We start from the raw sequence: 18,460 nt of genomic DNA on the forward strand, positions 1-18,460 counted from the left end.
CGGGAATTCCGGTGCCTCCGGGCCCCGAGGAGCCGACGTCGCAGCCGGCCGATTGCCCCGACGTCCAGGTCATCGCCATCCCCGGTACCTGGGAGTCGTCTGCCACCGACGATCCGTACAACCCGACGGCCAATCCGGTGTCGTTGATGCTCAACGTCACTCGCCCGTTGCAGGAGCAGTTCCCCGGCTCACGAGCCGACGTCTACACCGTGCCGTACGTGGCTCAGTTCTCGAATCCCATCGCGCTGCCGCCGGACGGCCAGGAGTCCTACAACAACAGTCGTACCGAAGGCAAAGCCGTCGCCGTGCAGAAGATGACGGACGTCAGTGCACGCTGCCCGTTGACCAATTTCGTCCTCGCCGGTTTCTCGCAGGGCGCGGTGATCTCCGGTGACATCGCGGCGGAGATCGGAGCGGGCAACGGTCCCATCTCCGCCGATCGCGTTCTCGGCGTCACCCTCATCGCCGACGGTCGACGCGACGGCGTCTCCGGTACCGATGTTCCGGCCCCGCTCGACGGTGTCGGTGCCGAGGTCGCTCTCGGCGGACTCGACCTGCCCGGCATCACGATGACGGGGCGTCGAGAAGGTGGCTTCGGTGCCCTCGACGACCGGACCAATCAGATCTGCGCTCCCGGCGACCTGATCTGCTCGTCACCGTCGGATGGATTGTCGCTCCGCAATATTCCGCAGAGCATCCAGATTCTGATCGGTGCTGCAGGCAACCCGGTCCATGCGTCGTACAACAGTTTCGTCGTCGACGGATCCGGTACGACGGCCACCCAGTGGACTGCTGCGTGGGCCGCCGGGCTGATCGAGAATGCCCCGACGCCCGCTCATTCGTGAGCGACCACGCTTTATAACGGAAACGTCACAACGGGACGTGGGGCGATCTATTGCCGGGCACAAACCTGAGTCGTGAAGCCCCCAGCCGGTGTGATCGACTCGGGCCAGCGGCTAGAGTGGCGCCTTGGACCTGCGCAGATCGGCCCCGGCCGGGCTGCTCTCGCCACCCGAAACAAGACCGCTGCACACTTGCGAGGAGAGCAATAGATGAGTTCCGCCGAGGCCGCGACCGCAGGGCCGCGCAAATTCCGATTCGCTGCAGGCGGAGAGGGAAACGCCGAGGAGGGCGGGGCTCGGAAGTTCATCAAGCTGGCGCAACAAGCCGAGGAACTGGGCTACGACAGCTTCATGATCCCCGACCACCTGGGCAACCAGGTCGGGCCCATCGCAGCACTCGGCGCGCTCGCCGTCGCCACCGACAAGATTCGGCTCGGCACTGCGGTCCTGGCCAACGGCTTCCGGCATCCCGCGGTGCTGGCCAAGGATGCGGCCACCATCGATGTGCTCTCGGGTGGACGGCTCGAACTCGGTCTCGGTGCCGGTTGGATGCGTGAGGAGTACGACAAGGCGGGAATCACGTACGACCGCCCTGGCGTGCGCATCGAGAAGCTGGAAGAGACCCTCGAAATTCTCGACGTGCTGTTGCGCGGTCAGGAATGCAACTTTCAGGGCAAGCACTACACGATCGCCGGACTCAAGGGCAGTCCCCGGCCACGCCAGGGGCCGCGTCCTCCCATCTGCATCGGCGGTGGCGGTCCGAAGATGCTCGCCCTGGCGGCCAAGCACGCCGACATCATCTCCGTGGTACCGAGCACCTCGAAGGAGGGCAAGCTCCTGCTCTCGGGCATGACCATCGAGAAGACCCTCGAGCGAGTCGAGCTCATTCGCGCAGCCGCGGGCGATCGGTTCGACGACATCGAACTGAACTGGGCCATCACCACGATCGTCGTCACCGACGACCGTGAGCAGATGGCGGAGATGGCACTGGCGGCACTCGACAACGGCTACCCGCCGAACGTGGACGTCGACGTCAAGCTTACCGTCGAGGACATCCTGTCGTCTCCGTACCTCGCATTCGGGACATACGAGGAAATTGCCGATCAGATCCGTAACGTTCGCGCGCGGACGACGATGTCCTATGTCGGGGTTTTCCCCACTCAAATGGAAGCATTCGCGCCGGTTGTCGACTTGCTGAAAGGCGAGTGACGTAGGCGCGTGTCGGTACCATGTAGCTGGCCTTTCAAACCAGGTGCCAAACCGACACCGCAAGAGCTACCAGTAAGTAACATAAAACGCTGTTCGGTGTCCGTGTGCACGTAGCCGGTCGTGCGGGCCCAGGTCACGCAGGCTGTGTGGCAGCGAATTCGTGTCGGAGGAGATTGAAGTAATGAGCCACACGTTCGATGATTTCATCGATGAGAACGGCCACATCACCATCGACGAAGGGCAGACGCTCGTCCGCCACGTCGAGGTGAACGTGGAAGAGAATTCCGACACGCTCGCGTACCGGTTCGTCGACTACTCCCGGGAACGTGACGGCGAAGCTCACGAGCTGACCTGGGCCGAGTTCGGTACTCGCCTCAAAGCTGTCGCGGCTCGCCTGCAGCAGGTCACCCAACCCGGTGATCGAGTGGCCATTCTGGCGCCGCAGGGCCTCGAGTACGTCATCGCATTCTTCGGAGCGATCTACGCGGGCACCATCGCGGTACCGCTGTTCGATCCCGACGAGCCCGGCCACACCGACCGCCTGCATGCGGTCCTCGGTGACTGCAAGCCGAGCGCCATCCTCACCGCGAGCAACTCGGCAGCAGGCGTGCGCGCGTTCTTCCGCGCGCTGCCCGCCGCGGAGCGTCCCCGGATCATCGCCCGTCGACGCCGTCCCGGACAGCGTCGGCGAGACGTGGGTAGAGCCCAAGGCCGGGCTCGACGACATCGCGTACCTGCAGTACACCTCGGGCTCGACGCGGACCCCGGCTGGCGTCGAGATCACCCACCGTGCAGTCGGCGTCAACGCGTTGCAGATGGTCGACAGCATGGAGATCAACCACGACTCCCGCGGCGTCACCTGGTTGCCGATGTTCCACGACATGGGCCTGCTCACCGTCATCCTTCCGGCGCTCGGCGGCAAGTACATCACCATCATGAGCCCGCGCGCGTTCGTGCAGCGGCCATGGCGCTGGATCAAGGAACTCGCCGCGGTCTCCGACGGCGCAGGCACCTTCGCAGCAGCACCCAACTTCGCGTTCGAGCACGCCGCCCAGCGTGGTCTGCCGAAGAACGGCGAGAGCCTGGACCTGTCCAACGTCATCGGTCTGATCAACGGCAGTGAGCCCGTCACCACGTCGTCGATGAAGAAGTTCAACGATGCGTTCGGCCCCTACGGCTTGCCGAAGTCCGCGATCAAGCCGTCCTACGGCATGGCGGAGGCGACCCTGTTCGTATCGACCAGCAAGCACGCCGACGAGGCCAAGGTCGTCTACGTCGACCGCGTCGAGCTCAACGCGGGCAACTTCGTCGTCGTCGCCCCGGACGCCCCCGGTGCCATCCCGCAGGTGTCCACCGGAACCGTCGCCCGCAGCCAGTGGGCCGCCATCGTCGATTCCGAGACCGCCACCGAGGTTGCCGACGAGCATGTCGGCGAGATCTGGTTGCACGGCGAGAACATCGGCAAGGGCTACTGGGGCCGCGACACCGAGACCTCGGAGACCTTCCACAACAAGCTCGTCCACCGCAACCCCGAGGGCTCGCACGCAGATGGCGCTCCCGAGGGCGGCAACTGGATGCGTACCGGCGACTTCGGCGTCTACCACGACGGCGAGCTCTACATCACCGGCCGCGTCAAGGACCTCGTCATCGTCGACGGCCGCAATCACTACCCGCAGGACCTCGAGTTCTCGGCTCAGGAAGCCAGCAAGGCATTGCGTCCCGGCTTCGTCGCAGCCTTTGCCGTCCCGCTCAACCAGCTCCCGGACATCGTGTTCGAGTTCAGTGGCGCTGCCCTGACCAAGGACTCCGACGACAGCTCCGAGCAGCTCGTCATCGTCGCCGAGCGCGCACCCGGCTCCGGCAAGGCAGACCCGGCTCCGATCGCCGACGAGGTGCGTACGCAGTGTCCGCTCGGCACGGCGTCACCGTTCGCGACGTCCTGCTCGTCCCGGCCGGTTCCATTCCGCGTACGTCGAGCGGAAAGATCGCTCGACGCGCATGCAAGGCCGCGTACATCGAGGGCACTCTGCGCGGTGGTTACCAGCAGACGGCCTTCCCGGACGCAGAACTGCCCGACTGACGATCGCGCACCCTCCGTTTTCCTCCGACACAACTTGGTGAGTAATGGCTGAACTAGAGACCGACAAAATCGAGCGCGTGGACGGCGGAGACCTCACGGTTGCGCAGCTGCGGGACTGGCTGCGCAACTGGGTTGCGGACGCGACCGGGCAACCGGCGTCGGCCATCTCCGACGACCGCCCGATGGAGGAATTCGGTCTGTCCTCTCGCGATGCCGTTGCCCTGAGCGGCGAGATCGAGGAGCTGGTGGGGGTCACCCTGACCGCCACCGTCGTCTATCAGCACCCCACCATCGCCTCGCTGGCCAAGATCATCATCGAGGGCGAGCCGGACGAGCCGGTCGGCACCGTCGACGACGCGTTCTACACCAGCGGCGGGCATTCGGGCGACGCGCACGACGTCGCGATCGTCGGCCTGTCCTCCCGCTTCCCCGGCACCGGACAGACTCCGGAAGAGATGTGGTCGCTGCTGATCGAGGGCCGCGACGGCATCACCGATCTGCCGACGGCCGCTGGCAGGAATTCACCTCCGATCCCGTCATCGCTGCCGCGGTGGCCGCAACGGTGACCAAGGGCGGTTACCTCGACGACGTCAAGACCTTCGACGCCGAGTTCTTCGCGATGTCGCCCAACGAGGTCGTCAACGTCGATCCGCAGCAGCGGCTCGCGCTCGAACTGACCTGGGAAGCGTTGGAGCACGCGCACATTCCGGCCAGCTCGATCAAGGGCAGCCAGGTCGGCGTCTTCATCGGCAGCTCCTCCAACGACTACCAGCTCATCGCCGTCAGCGACCCGGCCGTGCACCCGTATGCCCTCACCGGCACGTCCACCGCCATCGTCGCCAACCGAGTGTCGTACTTCTACGACTTCCGTGGGCCGTCGATCGCCGTCGACACCGCGTGCTCGTCGTCGCTGGTCGCCGTGCACCAGGCGGTGCGCAGTCTGCGTACCGGCGAATCCGATCTCGCCGTTGCCGGTGGCGTCAACATGCTGCTCGCGCCGCCCATCACCGTCGGATTCGGCCAGACGGGTGTGCTCGCGCCCGACGGCCGAATCAAGGCTTTCTCCTCCGACGCCAACGGCATGATCCGTTCCGAGGGCGGCGGCCTCGTCGTGCTCAAGCGACTCGAGGACGCCGAACGCGACGGTGATCAGGTGCTCGCCGTCATCGCCGGATCCGCGATCAACCAGGACGGCCGCTCCAACGGACTGCTCGCGCCGAACCCGGACGCCCAGGCCGATGCGCTGCGATTCGCCTACCGGGACGCCGGTATCAACCCGTCGGGCGTGGACTACATCGAAGCGCACGGCACCGGAACCATTCTGGGCGACCCGATCGAGGCCGACGCTCTCGGTCGGGTGGTCGGTCGTGGCCGTGACGCAGACAAGCCCGCCCTGCTGGGATCGGCGAAGACCAACTTCGGACACCTCGAATCTGCCGCAGGCGCAGCAGGTTTGATCAAGGTCGTCCTCGCGATGCAGCAGAACAAGCTCCCCGCCTCGCTGAACTACGTGGGCCCCAACCCGTACATCGACTTCGACAAGGCGCACCTGAAAGTCATCCCGGAGGCCACCGACTGGCCGCGGTACACCGGCAAGGCCGTCGCAGGCGTCTCCGGCTTCGGATTCGGTGGCACCAACGCGCACGTCGTCGTGCGCGAGTACGTCCCGGGTGAGACCGACGGCGCATTCGACCCCTCGGCAGTGGACCCGGAAGCCGTTCTGATCGAGGGCGTTACCGACGTTTCCGGTGCCGAGTTGCCGATCGTGGCCGAGCCTGAGCCTGCTGTTTCGGAGGTCGAGACCGCATCGTCTGACGCTGAAACCGGTTCGAAGACAGTGATTCTCGCTGTGTCCGCGGCTCTTCCGTCGCGTCGCAAGCGGGCCGCCGGAGAGCTGGCCGACTGGCTCGAAACCGAAGAGGGCAGCACGACGCCTCTCGTCGACGTCGGCCGCACGTTGGCCCGCCGCAACCACGGGCGTTCGCGTGCAGTGGTTCTCGCGTCCACGACGGCCGAGGCGATTGCCGGGCTTCGCGCCATCGCGGCGGGCAAGCCGGGACCCGGTGTGTTCTCCGCGGATTCGCCCGCGTCCAACGGCGCAGTGTGGGTGTTCTCGGGCTTCGGTTCGCAGCATCGCAAGATGGCGTCGCGGCTCTACCGCACCAACGCGGAGTTCGCCGCAGAGGTCGACAAGGTGGACGAGTTGCTCGTCGACGAGGCCGGCTACTCCATTCGCGAGATCATCCTCGACGACTCGCAGACCTACGAGTTCGAGAACTCCCAGGTGGGTATCTTCGTCATCCAGATCGCCTTGGCGGCAACGCTTCGCGCGCACGGTGCCGAGCCGTCGGCCGTCATCGGACACTCGATGGGCGAGGTCGCGGCCGCATACGTCGCCGGGGGCCTGAACCTCGAAGACGCAGTGCGCATCATCTACGCCCGCTCGCGACTGCTGGCCGAGGGCCAGGAGGGACTCGGAGCCGCATCGCAGGGTGCCATGGCTCTCGTCGAGTACACCCCGGACGAGGTCAAGACCCTCACCGATCAGTTCCCCAACGTCGAACCCTGCGTCTACGCAGCACCGACTCACACCACCGTCGGAGGGCCACGCGCCGAGGTCGAGGCTCTCGTCGATATGGCCGAAGCCGCAGGCAAGATGGCCCGCCTCCTCGATGTCAAGGGAGCCGGACACACCGCGGCCGTCGACGTGCTGCTCGGTGAGCTGGCCGCCGAACTTGCCGGAATCGAACCCGGCAAACTCACTGCCGGGGTCTACTCGTCGGTCGATCGTGAGGCGCACTATCGCGTCGGGCATGCGGCGATCCACGGCGTCGACTACTGGACCAAGGGAATGCGTCATCCGGTCTGGTTCACCCAGGCTGTCAATGTCGCTGTGGGAGATGGACATACGACGTTCATCGAGCTCGCACCCAACCCCGTGGCATTGATGTCGGTCGCTGCGACGGCGTGGGCCGCAGGCGTTGCCGACTCGACGCTCATCCCGACACTCAAGCGCAAGGAAGACGAGGCCGAGACGTTCCTCGCCGCACTCGCGCAGCTCTACGTCCACGGGCATGCGCTGGAGTTGGCAACACTGTTCGAGTCCGGCCCGTACGCGGCAATCCCACGTACCGCGTACCTGCGCAAGGAGTTCTGGCTCAACTCGCAGGTCAGCTCGAGCGGCAACACGCGAGTGCCCGGCGCACGCGTCGCGCTGCCCGACGGCCGTCACGTCTGGGAAGTTCAGGCCTCGGCCGTCACCGGATTCGATGCGCTGGTCACGGCCGCTGCATCGCAGGTGTTCTCCGATGTGGCACTGGGTGTTTCGGCATCCCACGCCGACGTGCCGAAGGTGGGCACTGTCGTCACCACGCTGACTTCGCACCTCGGTGGCGCGTCGGTGCAGGTGCACGCGCACGAGGGCTCGGCGTTCACGTTGCTGCACGAGGCCGTCGTCACCTCGGGCGATGTGCGTCCGGAACCCGTTGTTGCTCTGGAAGAGCGCTCCTCTTCTCCCATGGAGGAACTGCCCGAGGTCGTCGAGACGTTCGGTGATCGCTGGGATCCCAACGGCAATCAGAAGCTCGAGGACCGACTGGCCATCATCGTCGCGGAGTCCATGGGCTACTCACCGGAGGATCTTCCGCCCGAGGTTCCCCTGATCGAACTGGGCCTCGATTCGCTCAGCGCTGTCCGAATCAAGAATCGGGTGGAGTACGAATTCGATATCCCCACAGTGCAATTGCAGGCTGTCCGCGACGCGAATCTGCGTGAGGTGGAGAAGTACCTGCGCTACGCGATCGACAACCGCGACGAGGTGCAGGCGCTGGCCGACAAGCAGGCAGCCGAGAAGGCTGCCGAGCAGGCTGCAGTTGCGCCGGCTCCGGCCGTCGAAGCCGCTCCTGTCGAGCAGGCTCCTGAAGTCCCGGAACCTGTTGCTGCACCGGCTGTTCCTGCTGCAGCCGAGACCGACCTGGGCGGTAAGGAAGCGTTCGCCGAAGCGGCCGGATCCGATGTGCCCCCGCGTGACAACGCCGAGCGGATGACGTTCGCAACGTGGGCGGTCGTGACGAAGGAATCGGCCAAGGGCATCTTCAACACCCTGCCGATCCTCGATGACGAGACGGCCGAGAAGTTGGCCGCTCGTCTGACCGAACGGGCCGGTGGCGAGATCACCTTCGACGACGTCCTGGACTCGGAGACCATCGAGCAGCTCGCCGACAAGGTACGCCCGCACCTCGAAGACGGCGAGATCGACGGTGTGGTTCGCAATCTGCGCGCCCGCCCCGAAGGTTCCACTGCCACACCGGTGTTCGCCTTCCACTCGGCCGGTAGCTCCACCGTCGCCTACGAACCGCTGCTGCGGAAGTTGCCGGCAGGTACGCCGATGTACGGACTCGAGCGCGTCGAAGGGCCCATCGCCACTCGCGCTGCGGAGTACGTGCCGCTGATCAAGGCGATCCAGCCCGAGGGGCCGTACGTCTTCGTCGGCTGGTCGCTCGGCGGCATCCTCGCCTACGAGGTGGCGCGTCAGATGGAAGAAGAGGGCATCGAGGTCGCCTACGTCGGTTTGCTCGACACCGTCATGCCCGGCACCGCGATTCCGGACACCAAGGACGAGGTCCGCAAGCGCTGGGAGCGGTACGCCGCATTCGCGAAGAAGACGTACAACGTCGACTACCCGATTCCGTACGACAAGTTGGTGGACTCGGACGACGAGGGACAGATCCGCATCATCACCGACTTGGTCAAGCTCAGCGGCGCGAAGATCCCCGGCGGAATCATCGAGCATCAGCGCACGTCGTGGCTCGACAACCGCGCGATCCAGACCGCCGAGCTCAAGGAGTACGGCGGGCACGTGACGCTGTACCTGGCCGACAAGTACCACGACGACGCGATTGCCCTCGAGCCCGCGTACGCCACCCGCGAAGAGCACGGTGGCTGGGGACCGGTGGTGAAGGACCTCGAGATCGTGTACGTCGGAGGCGACCACCTCGCCGTCGTGGACGAGCCGTACATTGGAAAAATTGCGGCCCATCTGTCGAAGACGCTCGAGAACATCGAGTCTGCAAGAACCGGAGCGTAGATCTTGAGTGGCACCACTGCGGAGAAGCTGGCCGAACTACGAGCGAGGCTCGTCCTGGCCGAGGAACCGGCCGGCGAGATCGGGGTAGCGAAGCGCGCGAAGAAGGGCATCCCCAGTGCCCGCGATCGCGTCAAGTCGTTGCTCGATCCCGGTAGCTTCGTCGAGATCGGCGCACTGGTGAAGGCCCCGAACGACCCGGCCGCTCTCTACAGCGACGGCGTCGTCACCGGCCACGGAACCGTCGACGGTCGTCCGATCGCGGTGTTCTCGCACGATCAGACAGTGTTCGGCGGAACCGTCGGCGAGATGTTCGGCCGCAAGGTCGCCGGAATCATGGACTTCGCGATCAAGATGGGCTGCCCGGTCGTCGGCATCAACGACTCCGGTGGAGCTCGTGTGCAGGATGCGGTGACCTCCCTGGCCTGGTACGCCGAGCTGGGTCGACGCCACGAGGCGTTGTCCGGTCTGTGCCCGCAGATCTCCCTGATCCTCGGAAAGTGCGCCGGTGGTGCGGTGTATGCGCCGATCAACACCGACATCGTGGTCGCCACCGAAGAGGCGTACATGTTCGTCACCGGCCCGGACGTCATCAAATCCGTCACCGGTGAGGACGTCAGCCTCGACGAACTGGGTAGTGCGCGGGTCCAGGCCATCAACGGCAACGTGCACCACGTGGCTGCCGACGAGAAGGCCGCTTTCGAGTGGATCCGGAACTACCTGAGCTACATGCCGTCGAGCTGCCAGGAAGAGTCGCCGGTGATCAATCCGGGGCTCGAGCCCGAGATCACCGAATCCGATCGCAAGCTCGACTCGTTCATGCCCGACGCCGACAACGCCGGTTACGACATGCACGACATCATCCTGCGCATTTTCGACGACGGTGAATTCCACGAGCTCTCGGGTCAGACTGCACCGAACGTGATCACCGGATTTGCCCGTGTCGACGGTCGACCGGTGGGAATCGTCGGCAATCAGCCGATGCACCTGTCCGGGGCGCTCGACGCCAAGGCAGCGGACAAATGCGCCCGGTTCATCCGCCTCAGCGACGCGTACAACATCCCGATCATCTTTCTCGTCGACACACCCGGGTTCCTGCCCGGCGTCGATCAGGAGACCCTCGGTGTCATCCACCGCGGTGGCCGCTTCATCTTCTCGTTCGTCGAAGCGACGGTGCCGAAACTGACCGTGGTGATTCGTAAGTCGTACGGCGGTGGATATGCGGTGATGGGCTCGAAGCAGCTCGGATCCGACATCAACCTCGCCTGGCCGACGGCCCGCATCGCCGTCATGGGTGCCGAGGGCGCCATCAACATCATGAGTCGCAAGCAGCTTGCCGAGGCCGGAGAGAACGCACCGGCCCTGCGCAAGCAATTGATCAACTTCTACAACGAGCACGTGGCTACGCCGTGGATCGCGGCCGAGCGTGGCTACATCGACGCCGTCATCGAGCCGTCGAGCACGCGCCTCGAAATCCGTAAGGCCCTGCACATCCTCAGGGACAAAGAAGTGATCAAGAGTCCACGGAAGCACTCGCTGCTCCCGATTTAGTGAGGTCGACCGACTTCAGATTCAGTATCGCCGCTGCGTTTCGAAGGCCCGCGTCGAGCACCGCGTCGGACAGTGACGTGTCGGTCAGTGACCGGGCGACCTGGACCGTTCCAGCCATCAGTGCGAGTGCGCTGAGGGCATCCACGCGTTGTGTCGGGGTCCCGGATGCGGCCGCGGCCGCATCTGCCAAGTCGTCGATGACCGCGATGAGTGCGGTGCTGTAGGCATCCCGCGTCGTATCCGAGCCGCGGGCGATCTCGTCGAGAAGCGCCGCTGAGACGCAGCCCTGCGCCGGGTCGTCCCGGTGGAGCGCCGAGAGATAGTTGCGGAGAAATGCCGCTACACCCTCCGGCCCAGTAGGCAGTGCGTTGAGCTCGCTGCGCTGGGATTCCAGCTCGTTCTTCACGACTTCGACCACAAGATCGTCCTTGGAGTCGAAGTGGGCGTAGAACGCACCCGTGGTCAGGCCTGCATCGCCCATCAGCGATGCGACGCCCGAGCCGTCGATCCCTGACACCTTCAGTCGCTTCCCTGCCGACTCCAGGATTCTGCGACGAGTCACTGCCTTGTGCTCTCGACCGTAACGCGTCATCTCGCCCATTCCCTTCCGGCCCGACGCACCTCGGACATCTCGAATCCTCGACGGCCAGTGTAGGTGCCATACAGCTTTCGTCGGTTGCGCCGATTCGACCTCATTGAATTATGATCATGATACTATCGCTCTGAAGTTCATCCGAGACTCCGCCGTCACGATGGGGTCGAGGCCGCCATCGTGACGCTGCTGCGCCACGTACTCGATGAGGAGAGTGGTATGTCCGAGAAGAGCAACCAGAACGGCCAGGGGGTGCCGAGTTCCACGGCCCCGACCGTCATGGCCTACCGAGACGCGCCGACTCGTACGGTCGACGTCGGAGACGTCACCTACGCCTACCGTGAGCTGGGGCCGAAGGGCGGCATTCCCGTCGTGTTCCTCGTCCACCTCGCGGCGAACCTCGACAACTGGGATCCACGGATCGTCGACGCCGTCGCTGCACACCGCCACGTCATTGCGTTCGACAATCGCGGCCTTGGTGCGACGACCGGAAGTGTGCCGACCGACGTCGAGGCCATGACCCGCGATGCAGTGGCCTTCATCCGCGCTCTTGGATACCAACGAGTCGACCTTTTCGGCTTCTCGCTCGGCGGGATGGTGGCGCAGGAGCTGGTTGTCCGGCATCCCGAGCTGGTGCGCAAGCTCGTCCTCACCGGCACGGGTCCGAAGGGTGCCAGCATGGATGCGGTCTCGAGGGTCACCTTCTACGACATCTTCCGAGGTGCCATCACCCGTTCGGATCCCAAGGAGTTCCTGTTCTTCGGTCGCGACGCACAGGGCCGGGGCGCAGCGCGGGAATTCATGCGTCGACTCGAGGAGCGCTCCGACCGCGACAAGGCGGTGTCCCTGCCCGCGATTCTTCGTCAGCTCAAGGCGATCAAGGCGTGGGGACGATCTGCGCCTCACGATCTCTCGACGGTGAGACAACCGACGTTGATTGCCAACGGCGACAACGACCGAATGGTGGATTCGGCTCTCTCGGGCGAGCTGCAACGTCGGATCGACGGATCGGAGCTCATCATCTATCCGAACTCGGGACACGGAGGCATCTTCCAATACCACGAGAAATTTGCCCCCGCGCTTGTCGGCTTCCTTGCGGATTCCGGAGAAGAGCTGTGAGCGCACGGGGTCGAAAGATGCTGTGGCGGAAAGAGAGCTACGCACTGGACGGCAAGGTGGTCTTCCTCACTGGGGCAGGCCGAGGTCTCGGCGCGGCGACCGCCGATGCCCTGGCTCGTCGGGGTGCGCGAGTTGTGATTGCCGACCGTGACCTCGAAGGAGCCCGGCGCACAGCATCATCGCTGCCCGACGGTCTCGGTGCCGCGGTGCAGTGCGACGTGACCGACTCCGCATCGGTCACGGCAGCGGCTGCGAACGCACGACAGCAGTTCGGACGCATCGACGTCCTGATCGCCAATGCGGGCATCTTCGGCGGGGCTGCCACGGTGCGTTCGCTGCGTCCCGGTCAGGCCGAGTCCGTCATGTCCGTCAATGTCGACGGGGTGATGAACTCGGTCGCGGCGACGATCGAGGACATCATCGACTCGAAGGGCCAGATCGTTCTGATCAGCTCGGTCTTCGCCTACATCAACGGAGCCGGGGCGATCCCGTACGCCATGAGTAAGGCGGCCATCGAGCAGCTCGGTCGAGGACTCAGTGTGGAGCTGGCCATGCACGGCGCCTCGGCGATGACGGCCTACTTTTCGCTCATCGACACCGACATGGTGCGCGACGGCGTCGATTCGGACCCGCACATGATGGCTCTGCTGGAGGCCAGTCCGAAGTTCCTGCTCAAGCACATCAAGCCCGAGCAGGCTGCGGCAGCACTCGTGGACGGAATCGTGGCACGACAGCGAGCGATGACGGTTCCTGCGCGTTGGCTGCCGGTGTCGTTGATGCGCGGCATCGCGGCACCGGTGCTCGATCGCAAGCACATCGGCGACCGGACGGTGCACCATGCGCTGGGCGACATGGAGAAGCGTCAGCTGGCGGAGATCGGGCCCTCGACGGTCGCGCGCGCGCTCTTGTTCACGCCCGGCCAGTGAACCGACAAGCCATGACTGCAAGGAGCTCTCGATGAACGCCGATCCGTCGTACGAACTGTCGTTCGAGCCGCTGCTTCCGCAGCTGCTTCTCGAGCGGGCACTCGCCTCCCATGCGGGCCGGGTCGCCGTGATAGACGGAGACTCCCGGTTCACCTACGCCGAGTTCGCCGCCCGCTGTCGAGATTTGGCAGCGGCTTTGGCGGGCCCGGTGACTCCGGTGGCCGTCCTGTGCCCCAACACGCACGAGACGCTGGAGGCGCACTTCGGAGTACCGATGTCAGGACGAGCCCTTGTCACCATCAACACCAGGCTCACCGGCACCGAGATCGCCTATATCCTCGAGCATTCCGAAGCCTCGACGCTGATCGCTCACAACGACTTTCGCGACGCAGTGACAGCCGCAACGGCGGACATCCCCGCTGACGTGGAGATCGTGTGGGTCGGCAGCGAGGACTACGAGCGTTTCATCGGGGAAGGTCACCGGAACCCCCTGCCCACGCTCACCGACGAGCGTGCGCTGTTGTCCATCAGTTACACCTCTGGCACCACCGGACGACCCAAGGGAGTGATGTACCACAACCGTGGTGCCTATCTTCAGGCGCTGTCGATGGTGGGCCACTTCGGTCTGAGCCCCGCCACGAAGTACCTGTGGACTTTGCCGATGTTCCATTGCAACGGGTGGACTTTTCCGTGGGCGGTGACGGCGGCCGGCGGCACACACGTGTGTCTGAGCAAGGTCGATGCCGACGAGGCGTGGCGGCTGATCGACGAAGAGGGCGTGACGCACCTCTGCGGTGCGCCCACAGTGCTGTCGATGCTGGCGTACGCGAAGGCTTCGGACGACATCGCTGCCCGGCGCGCGGATCAGCCATTGATCCGTATCGGCACGGGCGGCGCGCCGCCGAGCCCGACACTTCTCGAGCGCATGCGGAGACTCGGTTTCGATGTGACCCACTTCTACGGTCTGACCGAGACCTACGGACCGGGGATCATCTGCGACTGGCCGCCGGAATGGGACGTGCTCGATTCGGCGGAGCAAGCCCGCCTTCGCGCGCGGCAGGGGGTTCCTACCATGATCTCGACGCGGGCTCGGGTCATCACGGCGGACGGCGACGCTCCGGCGGACGGTTGGACGGTCGGTGAGATCGCGTTCCGCGGTAACGGCGTGATGCTCGGCTACTTCAAGGACCCGGAGGCACGTCGGCCGCGGCCCCAGACGGCTGGTTCCGCAGCGGTGACCTAGGAGTCATGCATGCTGACGGCTTCATCGAGCTCCGTGACCGCAGCAAGGACGTCATCATCTCGGGAGGAGAGAACATCTCCTCGGTCGAGGTGGAGCAGGCCATTGCCGCGCACCCCGCTGTCCTCGAAGTGGCAGTCATCGGCGTTCCCGACGCGCGGTGGGGCGAAGTTCCCGCGGCGTATGTCACCCTGCACGAGGGGAGCATCGCGACGGCGGAAGAGGTGATCGCGCACGTCCGATACCGCCTGGCGGGGTTCAAGACGCCCAAGCACGTCTACTTCGGACAACTGCCCCATACGTCGACCGGCAAGATCCAGAAGTTCGCCCTGCGCGAGCGCGCGTGGGCCGAGGAGTCCTCGCGGATCAGGTCTTGAGCGAGTAACTGTCCGACAGCCGGCCCCACGATCGCGTGGGGCCGGCCGAAGTCAGTCCTCGAAAACTCGCAGTTGGCCGTCTTTGTACCAACCCGAACGGGTGACGTCAGCAGTGTTCACGTCGGCGGGCACGGCGCTGGGGTAGTACTGCTCGTAGCGTTCGAGTGATCCCCAGTCCCTGGCCCAGTCGTTGTCGAGGTACGTGGGGATGGCGACGGGCTTGGCGAGCAGTTCGGACCAGCCCAGTGGGCCGCCGTTCTCGCCGGATTGCCAGGTGTCGGTGGAGCTGACGGCGAGTGGGCGGTCGGGGAGGATGCGGTATCCGGGTACCTCGGCGACGCCGTTTCGGTGGTCGAAGGGGCGTTGGCACGGGAATTGCAGTCCGACGGCCCAGTCGAGCAGTACGGGCTGATCGCTGCCGATGAGGGTGTTCAGATTCTCCATCACGGGCACCCGGGGCGGGGTGAACGCGAGCCATTGGTCGCCGGTGAGGTTGGGGTCGTTGGCGACGATGCGGACGGCGTCGGCGTCGGGTGCGATGTCCGCCAACGGGATTCGGAGGTTACGCCACGAGGGTGCGGGTCCGATGTCGCGCGGCAGGTAGGTGCCCTGTGCCTGGACGCTTCCGTCGGCCTGGCGCTTGCCGTATTCGAGCAGTAGGGATTGTCCGTAGGTGAGGGCTCCGGTGTCGTCGTAGGACCAGATGCGTCCGGCTGCGGAGAAGACGACCAGGGGAGCGTCGTCGCTGCGGGCGGGTAGCTGGTACCAGGTCGAGGTGGCCGCGGCCGGCTCCTGGACGCCTTCCTGGTAGGAGCCGAGGACGGGGGTGGTGGCCGGGTCGAGACCGAAGGGCAGGGCGGCGGAGGAGCCGTTGACGCCCACTTCGCCGGTGCCTCCTGCAGTTCCGGAGCTCTGGCCTTCCTCGAAGGCGGGTCCGACGGACTGTTGGTCGGTATTGCCTTGTCCTGGTTTGACTTCCACGGCGTCGGCGCTGAGGTCGCTGGGAACGCCGTTGGCAGTGAAGTTTCGCAGTGTGCTGCTCGATCCGCCGAGGGGTCCTGCGACGGGGTCGAATTCCTCGGGCAGCGGGCTCAGTACACCTGCGTTGGGGTTCGATTCGACGAGGACGTCGTTGGCGAGTCCGCACGAATTGCCCAGAACTGATTGCACATTCGAGCGGGCCAGCGAGTAGGCGGGATACTGCGAGACGGCTCCCTTGACGAGCGAGAGCACCTCGAACAGCACCATGATTCCGGCGATGACGGTCAGTGGTGCGGCGGCGAACTTACGGATGCGCTTGCCGCGCGCAGACGTCGGTTTCGGTTGTGGGGGAGCGTATCCCTCGCGTAGATATTGGAATGCGGCGACGGCGAGGACGAGCCCGAACAGGATGAGGAACAGGGTTCCCGATTCGTTGCCGCTCAGCGATACCGTCTTGTCGAACCACGGCACGCCGTAGCTCGAGACGTACCAGTAGCCGTTGATGCCCGAGAACGACAGTGCGAGAACGAACATCAGCCCGGCGGTGAACAGCGATCGGTTGCGTCGCGAGCGCAGTGCGCTGGCCGAGACGGCGACTGCGGTCAGGGCGGCGAGTCCACCGGCGATTCCGGCGTAGGAACCGAAGTGGTGAGTCCACTTGGTGGGGTTGAACATCATGAAGAAGATGGTGCCGAGCACGACGCCGAGAAGCCTCCAGGCCGGCCCGTTCGCGATACCGGGGATGCGTCGGCGACGAAGCAGAACGAACAGTGTGGTGAACAGGCACAGGATCATCGTCAGGAATGCGAAGCGGCGTGCGACGGAGCCGTCGACGGTCTGCACGAAGAGGTAGTAGTAGCGCAGGAAGTCCTGGTACCAGGCCTCGTTGGGGCCGATGATGGTGCGGACTCGGGTGGACTCGATGACCGTCGCGTACGTCTGGTCGGCGAACACGACCACGAGAACCAGTACGCCTGCCGCGGCCAACGGTGCCAGCATCGCGAGGGTGCCGACCTGGCGGTGGCGTCGGACGACGATGCGCGCGATGGGCCGGGCCCCGGCGAGAAGTGCTGCCACACACATCAATCCGGTCGGCGCTGCGGCGAGGGTGAAGGCTCCGATGAGACATGCCGCGGCTGCGGGGAGCAGTCGTCCGGTGGCGATGGATCGTTCCACCGAGCACCAGGTGAGGAGTGCGCCCAGAGCGACGATCGGCTCGGGACGAAGTCCGTTGTTGTACGGCAGCCAGAACGCGAGGAACACCAGTCCGCCGGTCCACAGGGCGACATTGGATTTGCGTACGGCGCGGCCGAGGCGTGGCACCACCTCACGGCTGATCACCATCCAGCACAGGACGCCTGCGATGAGGCTGGTAGACGCATCCACGGGCTGGCGGTCGAGATCTTGGCGAAGACGGCGAGTACGTCGTAGTACCAGCCGAACGGGGCCTCGGGTACGCCGAACCAGCGGAAGTAGTTGGCCATGTAGCCGGAGTGATCGGCGGCGCGGGCCATCGTGAGCAGGTAGCCGTCGTCCGAGGTATTGGCACCGACGAAGTGCCAACCCACCAGAACGCCGAGAACGGTGACGTCGACGCCGGTGAATTTCCACCAGTGGGAGGGGAAGAAGCGGCGGTGCGCGCGGCCGTCGGTGCCGTCGAGCCGTCCGAGTGCGCCGATGGCCAGCAAGGTGCATGCGATCGCGAGGATCATGATCAGCGACTTGAGCAACGTCGGCGACGACGAGAAGCGCGAGTCGACGTCGACGGTGACGGACATGTCGGCCGGGGCCGCGCCGCTGAGATCGCTGAAGATGCCGACGACCTGGGGGCGCAGATCGCCGTCGAGCCGGCCCTGCAGAGGCTGCCCGTCATCATCGGTCAGTCCGGTGAAGGCCGCGGAGGTGTACTGGTCGTTCGAGGTGATCTCGATGGCCGCGCAGCGGGTGCTCTGGACGTCGGCGCGAGGTGCCGTCGCGACGACGACGTTGCGGTCCAGAACGTCGACGTTCTGTTCGCCGACGCGAACGAACAGACTGTTCAGTGCTGCGCCTTCACCCTGCGGGGGCGCCGTCGCCAGCAGCAACCCGCCCGACGCGGGGAGTGCTGCGACGGCAGAGCACGGGAGGGTCGCAGTGAGGCTCAGGGGTGCCTGGGACACCAGCGGGGCGTCCACGTCCTGCAGGAGCCCGTTCTGCGGCCATTCGATGGTCGCCGTGGTCTGAGTGACGGGTGCGAACGGAGTGATCAGCGCGAACAGCACACCGAGCACGCCTGCCACCATGGCCATCAGCCGGGGAACTCGTACCTGAGCACGAAGTTCGTCCGAGGCTCCCAGTGGAGCGGGGACGGGTGGACCAGCTGATGAATCTGTCACGACGTCGGGCACGAGAGTCGATGTTATGCGAGCGTGACGAAGAGGTCACACAGGCACCGTCCCCGGAATAGTTCCAGAACCAGGG

The 18,460-nt window shown here is 65.3% G+C and carries 6 protein-coding genes and 4 pseudogenes; 8 read left to right on the plus strand and 2 right to left on the minus strand.

What is annotated here, in order from left to right:
• From RHBS_RS04590 to RHBS_RS04610, 5 genes and pseudogenes are all read left to right on the plus strand, one after another.
• The coding region (locus RHBS_RS04590; protein WP_128644944.1) for a cutinase family protein at nucleotides 1-845 on the plus strand (845 nt) is incomplete at its 5' end.
• Nucleotides 846-1,052: 207 nt separating this feature from the next.
• Nucleotides 1,053-2,051 (plus strand): LLM class F420-dependent oxidoreductase, encoded by a 999-nt coding sequence (locus RHBS_RS04595; RefSeq protein ID WP_121871818.1) that lies wholly within the window; start codon nucleotides 1,053-1,055, stop codon nucleotides 2,049-2,051.
• Between the two features lie 181 nt (nucleotides 2,052-2,232).
• Nucleotides 2,233-4,131 (plus strand): annotated as a pseudogene (fadD32, locus tag RHBS_RS04600) (long-chain-fatty-acid--AMP ligase FadD32).
• 44 nt (nucleotides 4,132-4,175) lie between these two features.
• Nucleotides 4,176-9,217 (plus strand): annotated as a pseudogene (gene pks13 / locus RHBS_RS04605) (polyketide synthase Pks13).
• A 3-nt stretch (nucleotides 9,218-9,220) separates the two neighbouring features.
• Complete coding sequence (locus tag RHBS_RS04610) at nucleotides 9,221-10,765, plus strand: acyl-CoA carboxylase subunit beta (protein ID WP_121871821.1); 1,545 nt, start codon at nucleotides 9,221-9,223, stop codon at nucleotides 10,763-10,765.
• Here RHBS_RS04610 and RHBS_RS04615 read toward each other — a convergent pair.
• The gene (locus tag RHBS_RS04615) at nucleotides 10,728-11,357 is read right to left on the minus strand and encodes a TetR/AcrR family transcriptional regulator (RefSeq protein ID WP_121872867.1); all 630 of its coding nucleotides are present in this window, start codon (nucleotides 11,355-11,357) and stop codon (nucleotides 10,728-10,730) included. The two genes, RHBS_RS04610 and RHBS_RS04615, sit on opposite strands and share 38 nt — an antisense overlap.
• Before the next feature lie 279 nt (nucleotides 11,358-11,636).
• Between RHBS_RS04615 and RHBS_RS04620 the strand changes: the two genes are divergently transcribed.
• From RHBS_RS04620 to RHBS_RS04630, 3 genes and pseudogenes are all read left to right on the plus strand, one after another.
• Entirely contained in the window at nucleotides 11,637-12,476 is an 840-nt protein-coding gene (locus tag RHBS_RS04620; protein ID WP_121872868.1) for an alpha/beta fold hydrolase, read from the plus strand.
• Nucleotides 12,477-12,493: 17 nt separating this feature from the next.
• On the plus strand, nucleotides 12,494-13,402 hold the full coding sequence (locus RHBS_RS04625) for an SDR family NAD(P)-dependent oxidoreductase (protein WP_121871822.1): 909 nt from the start codon (nucleotides 12,494-12,496) through the stop codon (nucleotides 13,400-13,402).
• Nucleotides 13,403-13,433: 31 nt separating this feature from the next.
• Nucleotides 13,434-15,019, plus strand: a pseudogene (locus RHBS_RS04630) (AMP-binding protein).
• Between the two features lie 51 nt (nucleotides 15,020-15,070).
• Here the strand turns inward: RHBS_RS04630 and RHBS_RS04635 are convergent.
• Nucleotides 15,071-18,387, minus strand: a pseudogene (locus RHBS_RS04635) (arabinosyltransferase domain-containing protein).
• Nucleotides 18,388-18,460: the final 73 nt, after the last annotated feature.

The sequence above is a fragment of the Rhodococcus sp. BS-15 genome (assembly GCF_000813105.1).
In the GTDB taxonomy this organism is placed as follows: Bacteria; Actinomycetota; Actinomycetes; order Mycobacteriales; family Mycobacteriaceae; genus Rhodococcoides.

Excerpts from the sequence above, each read along its gene's own strand:
- RHBS_RS04595 (WP_121871818.1), top strand. The coding sequence starts at position 1,053 with ATGAGTTCCGCCGAGGCCGCGACCGCAGGGCCGCGCAAATTCCGATTC.
- RHBS_RS04615 (WP_121872867.1), bottom strand. The coding sequence starts at position 11,357 with ATGACGCGTTACGGTCGAGAGCACAAGGCAGTGACTCGTCGCAGAATC.
- RHBS_RS04620 (WP_121872868.1), top strand. The coding sequence starts at position 11,637 with ATGGCCTACCGAGACGCGCCGACTCGTACGGTCGACGTCGGAGACGTC.
- RHBS_RS04625 (WP_121871822.1), top strand. The coding sequence starts at position 12,494 with ATGCTGTGGCGGAAAGAGAGCTACGCACTGGACGGCAAGGTGGTCTTC.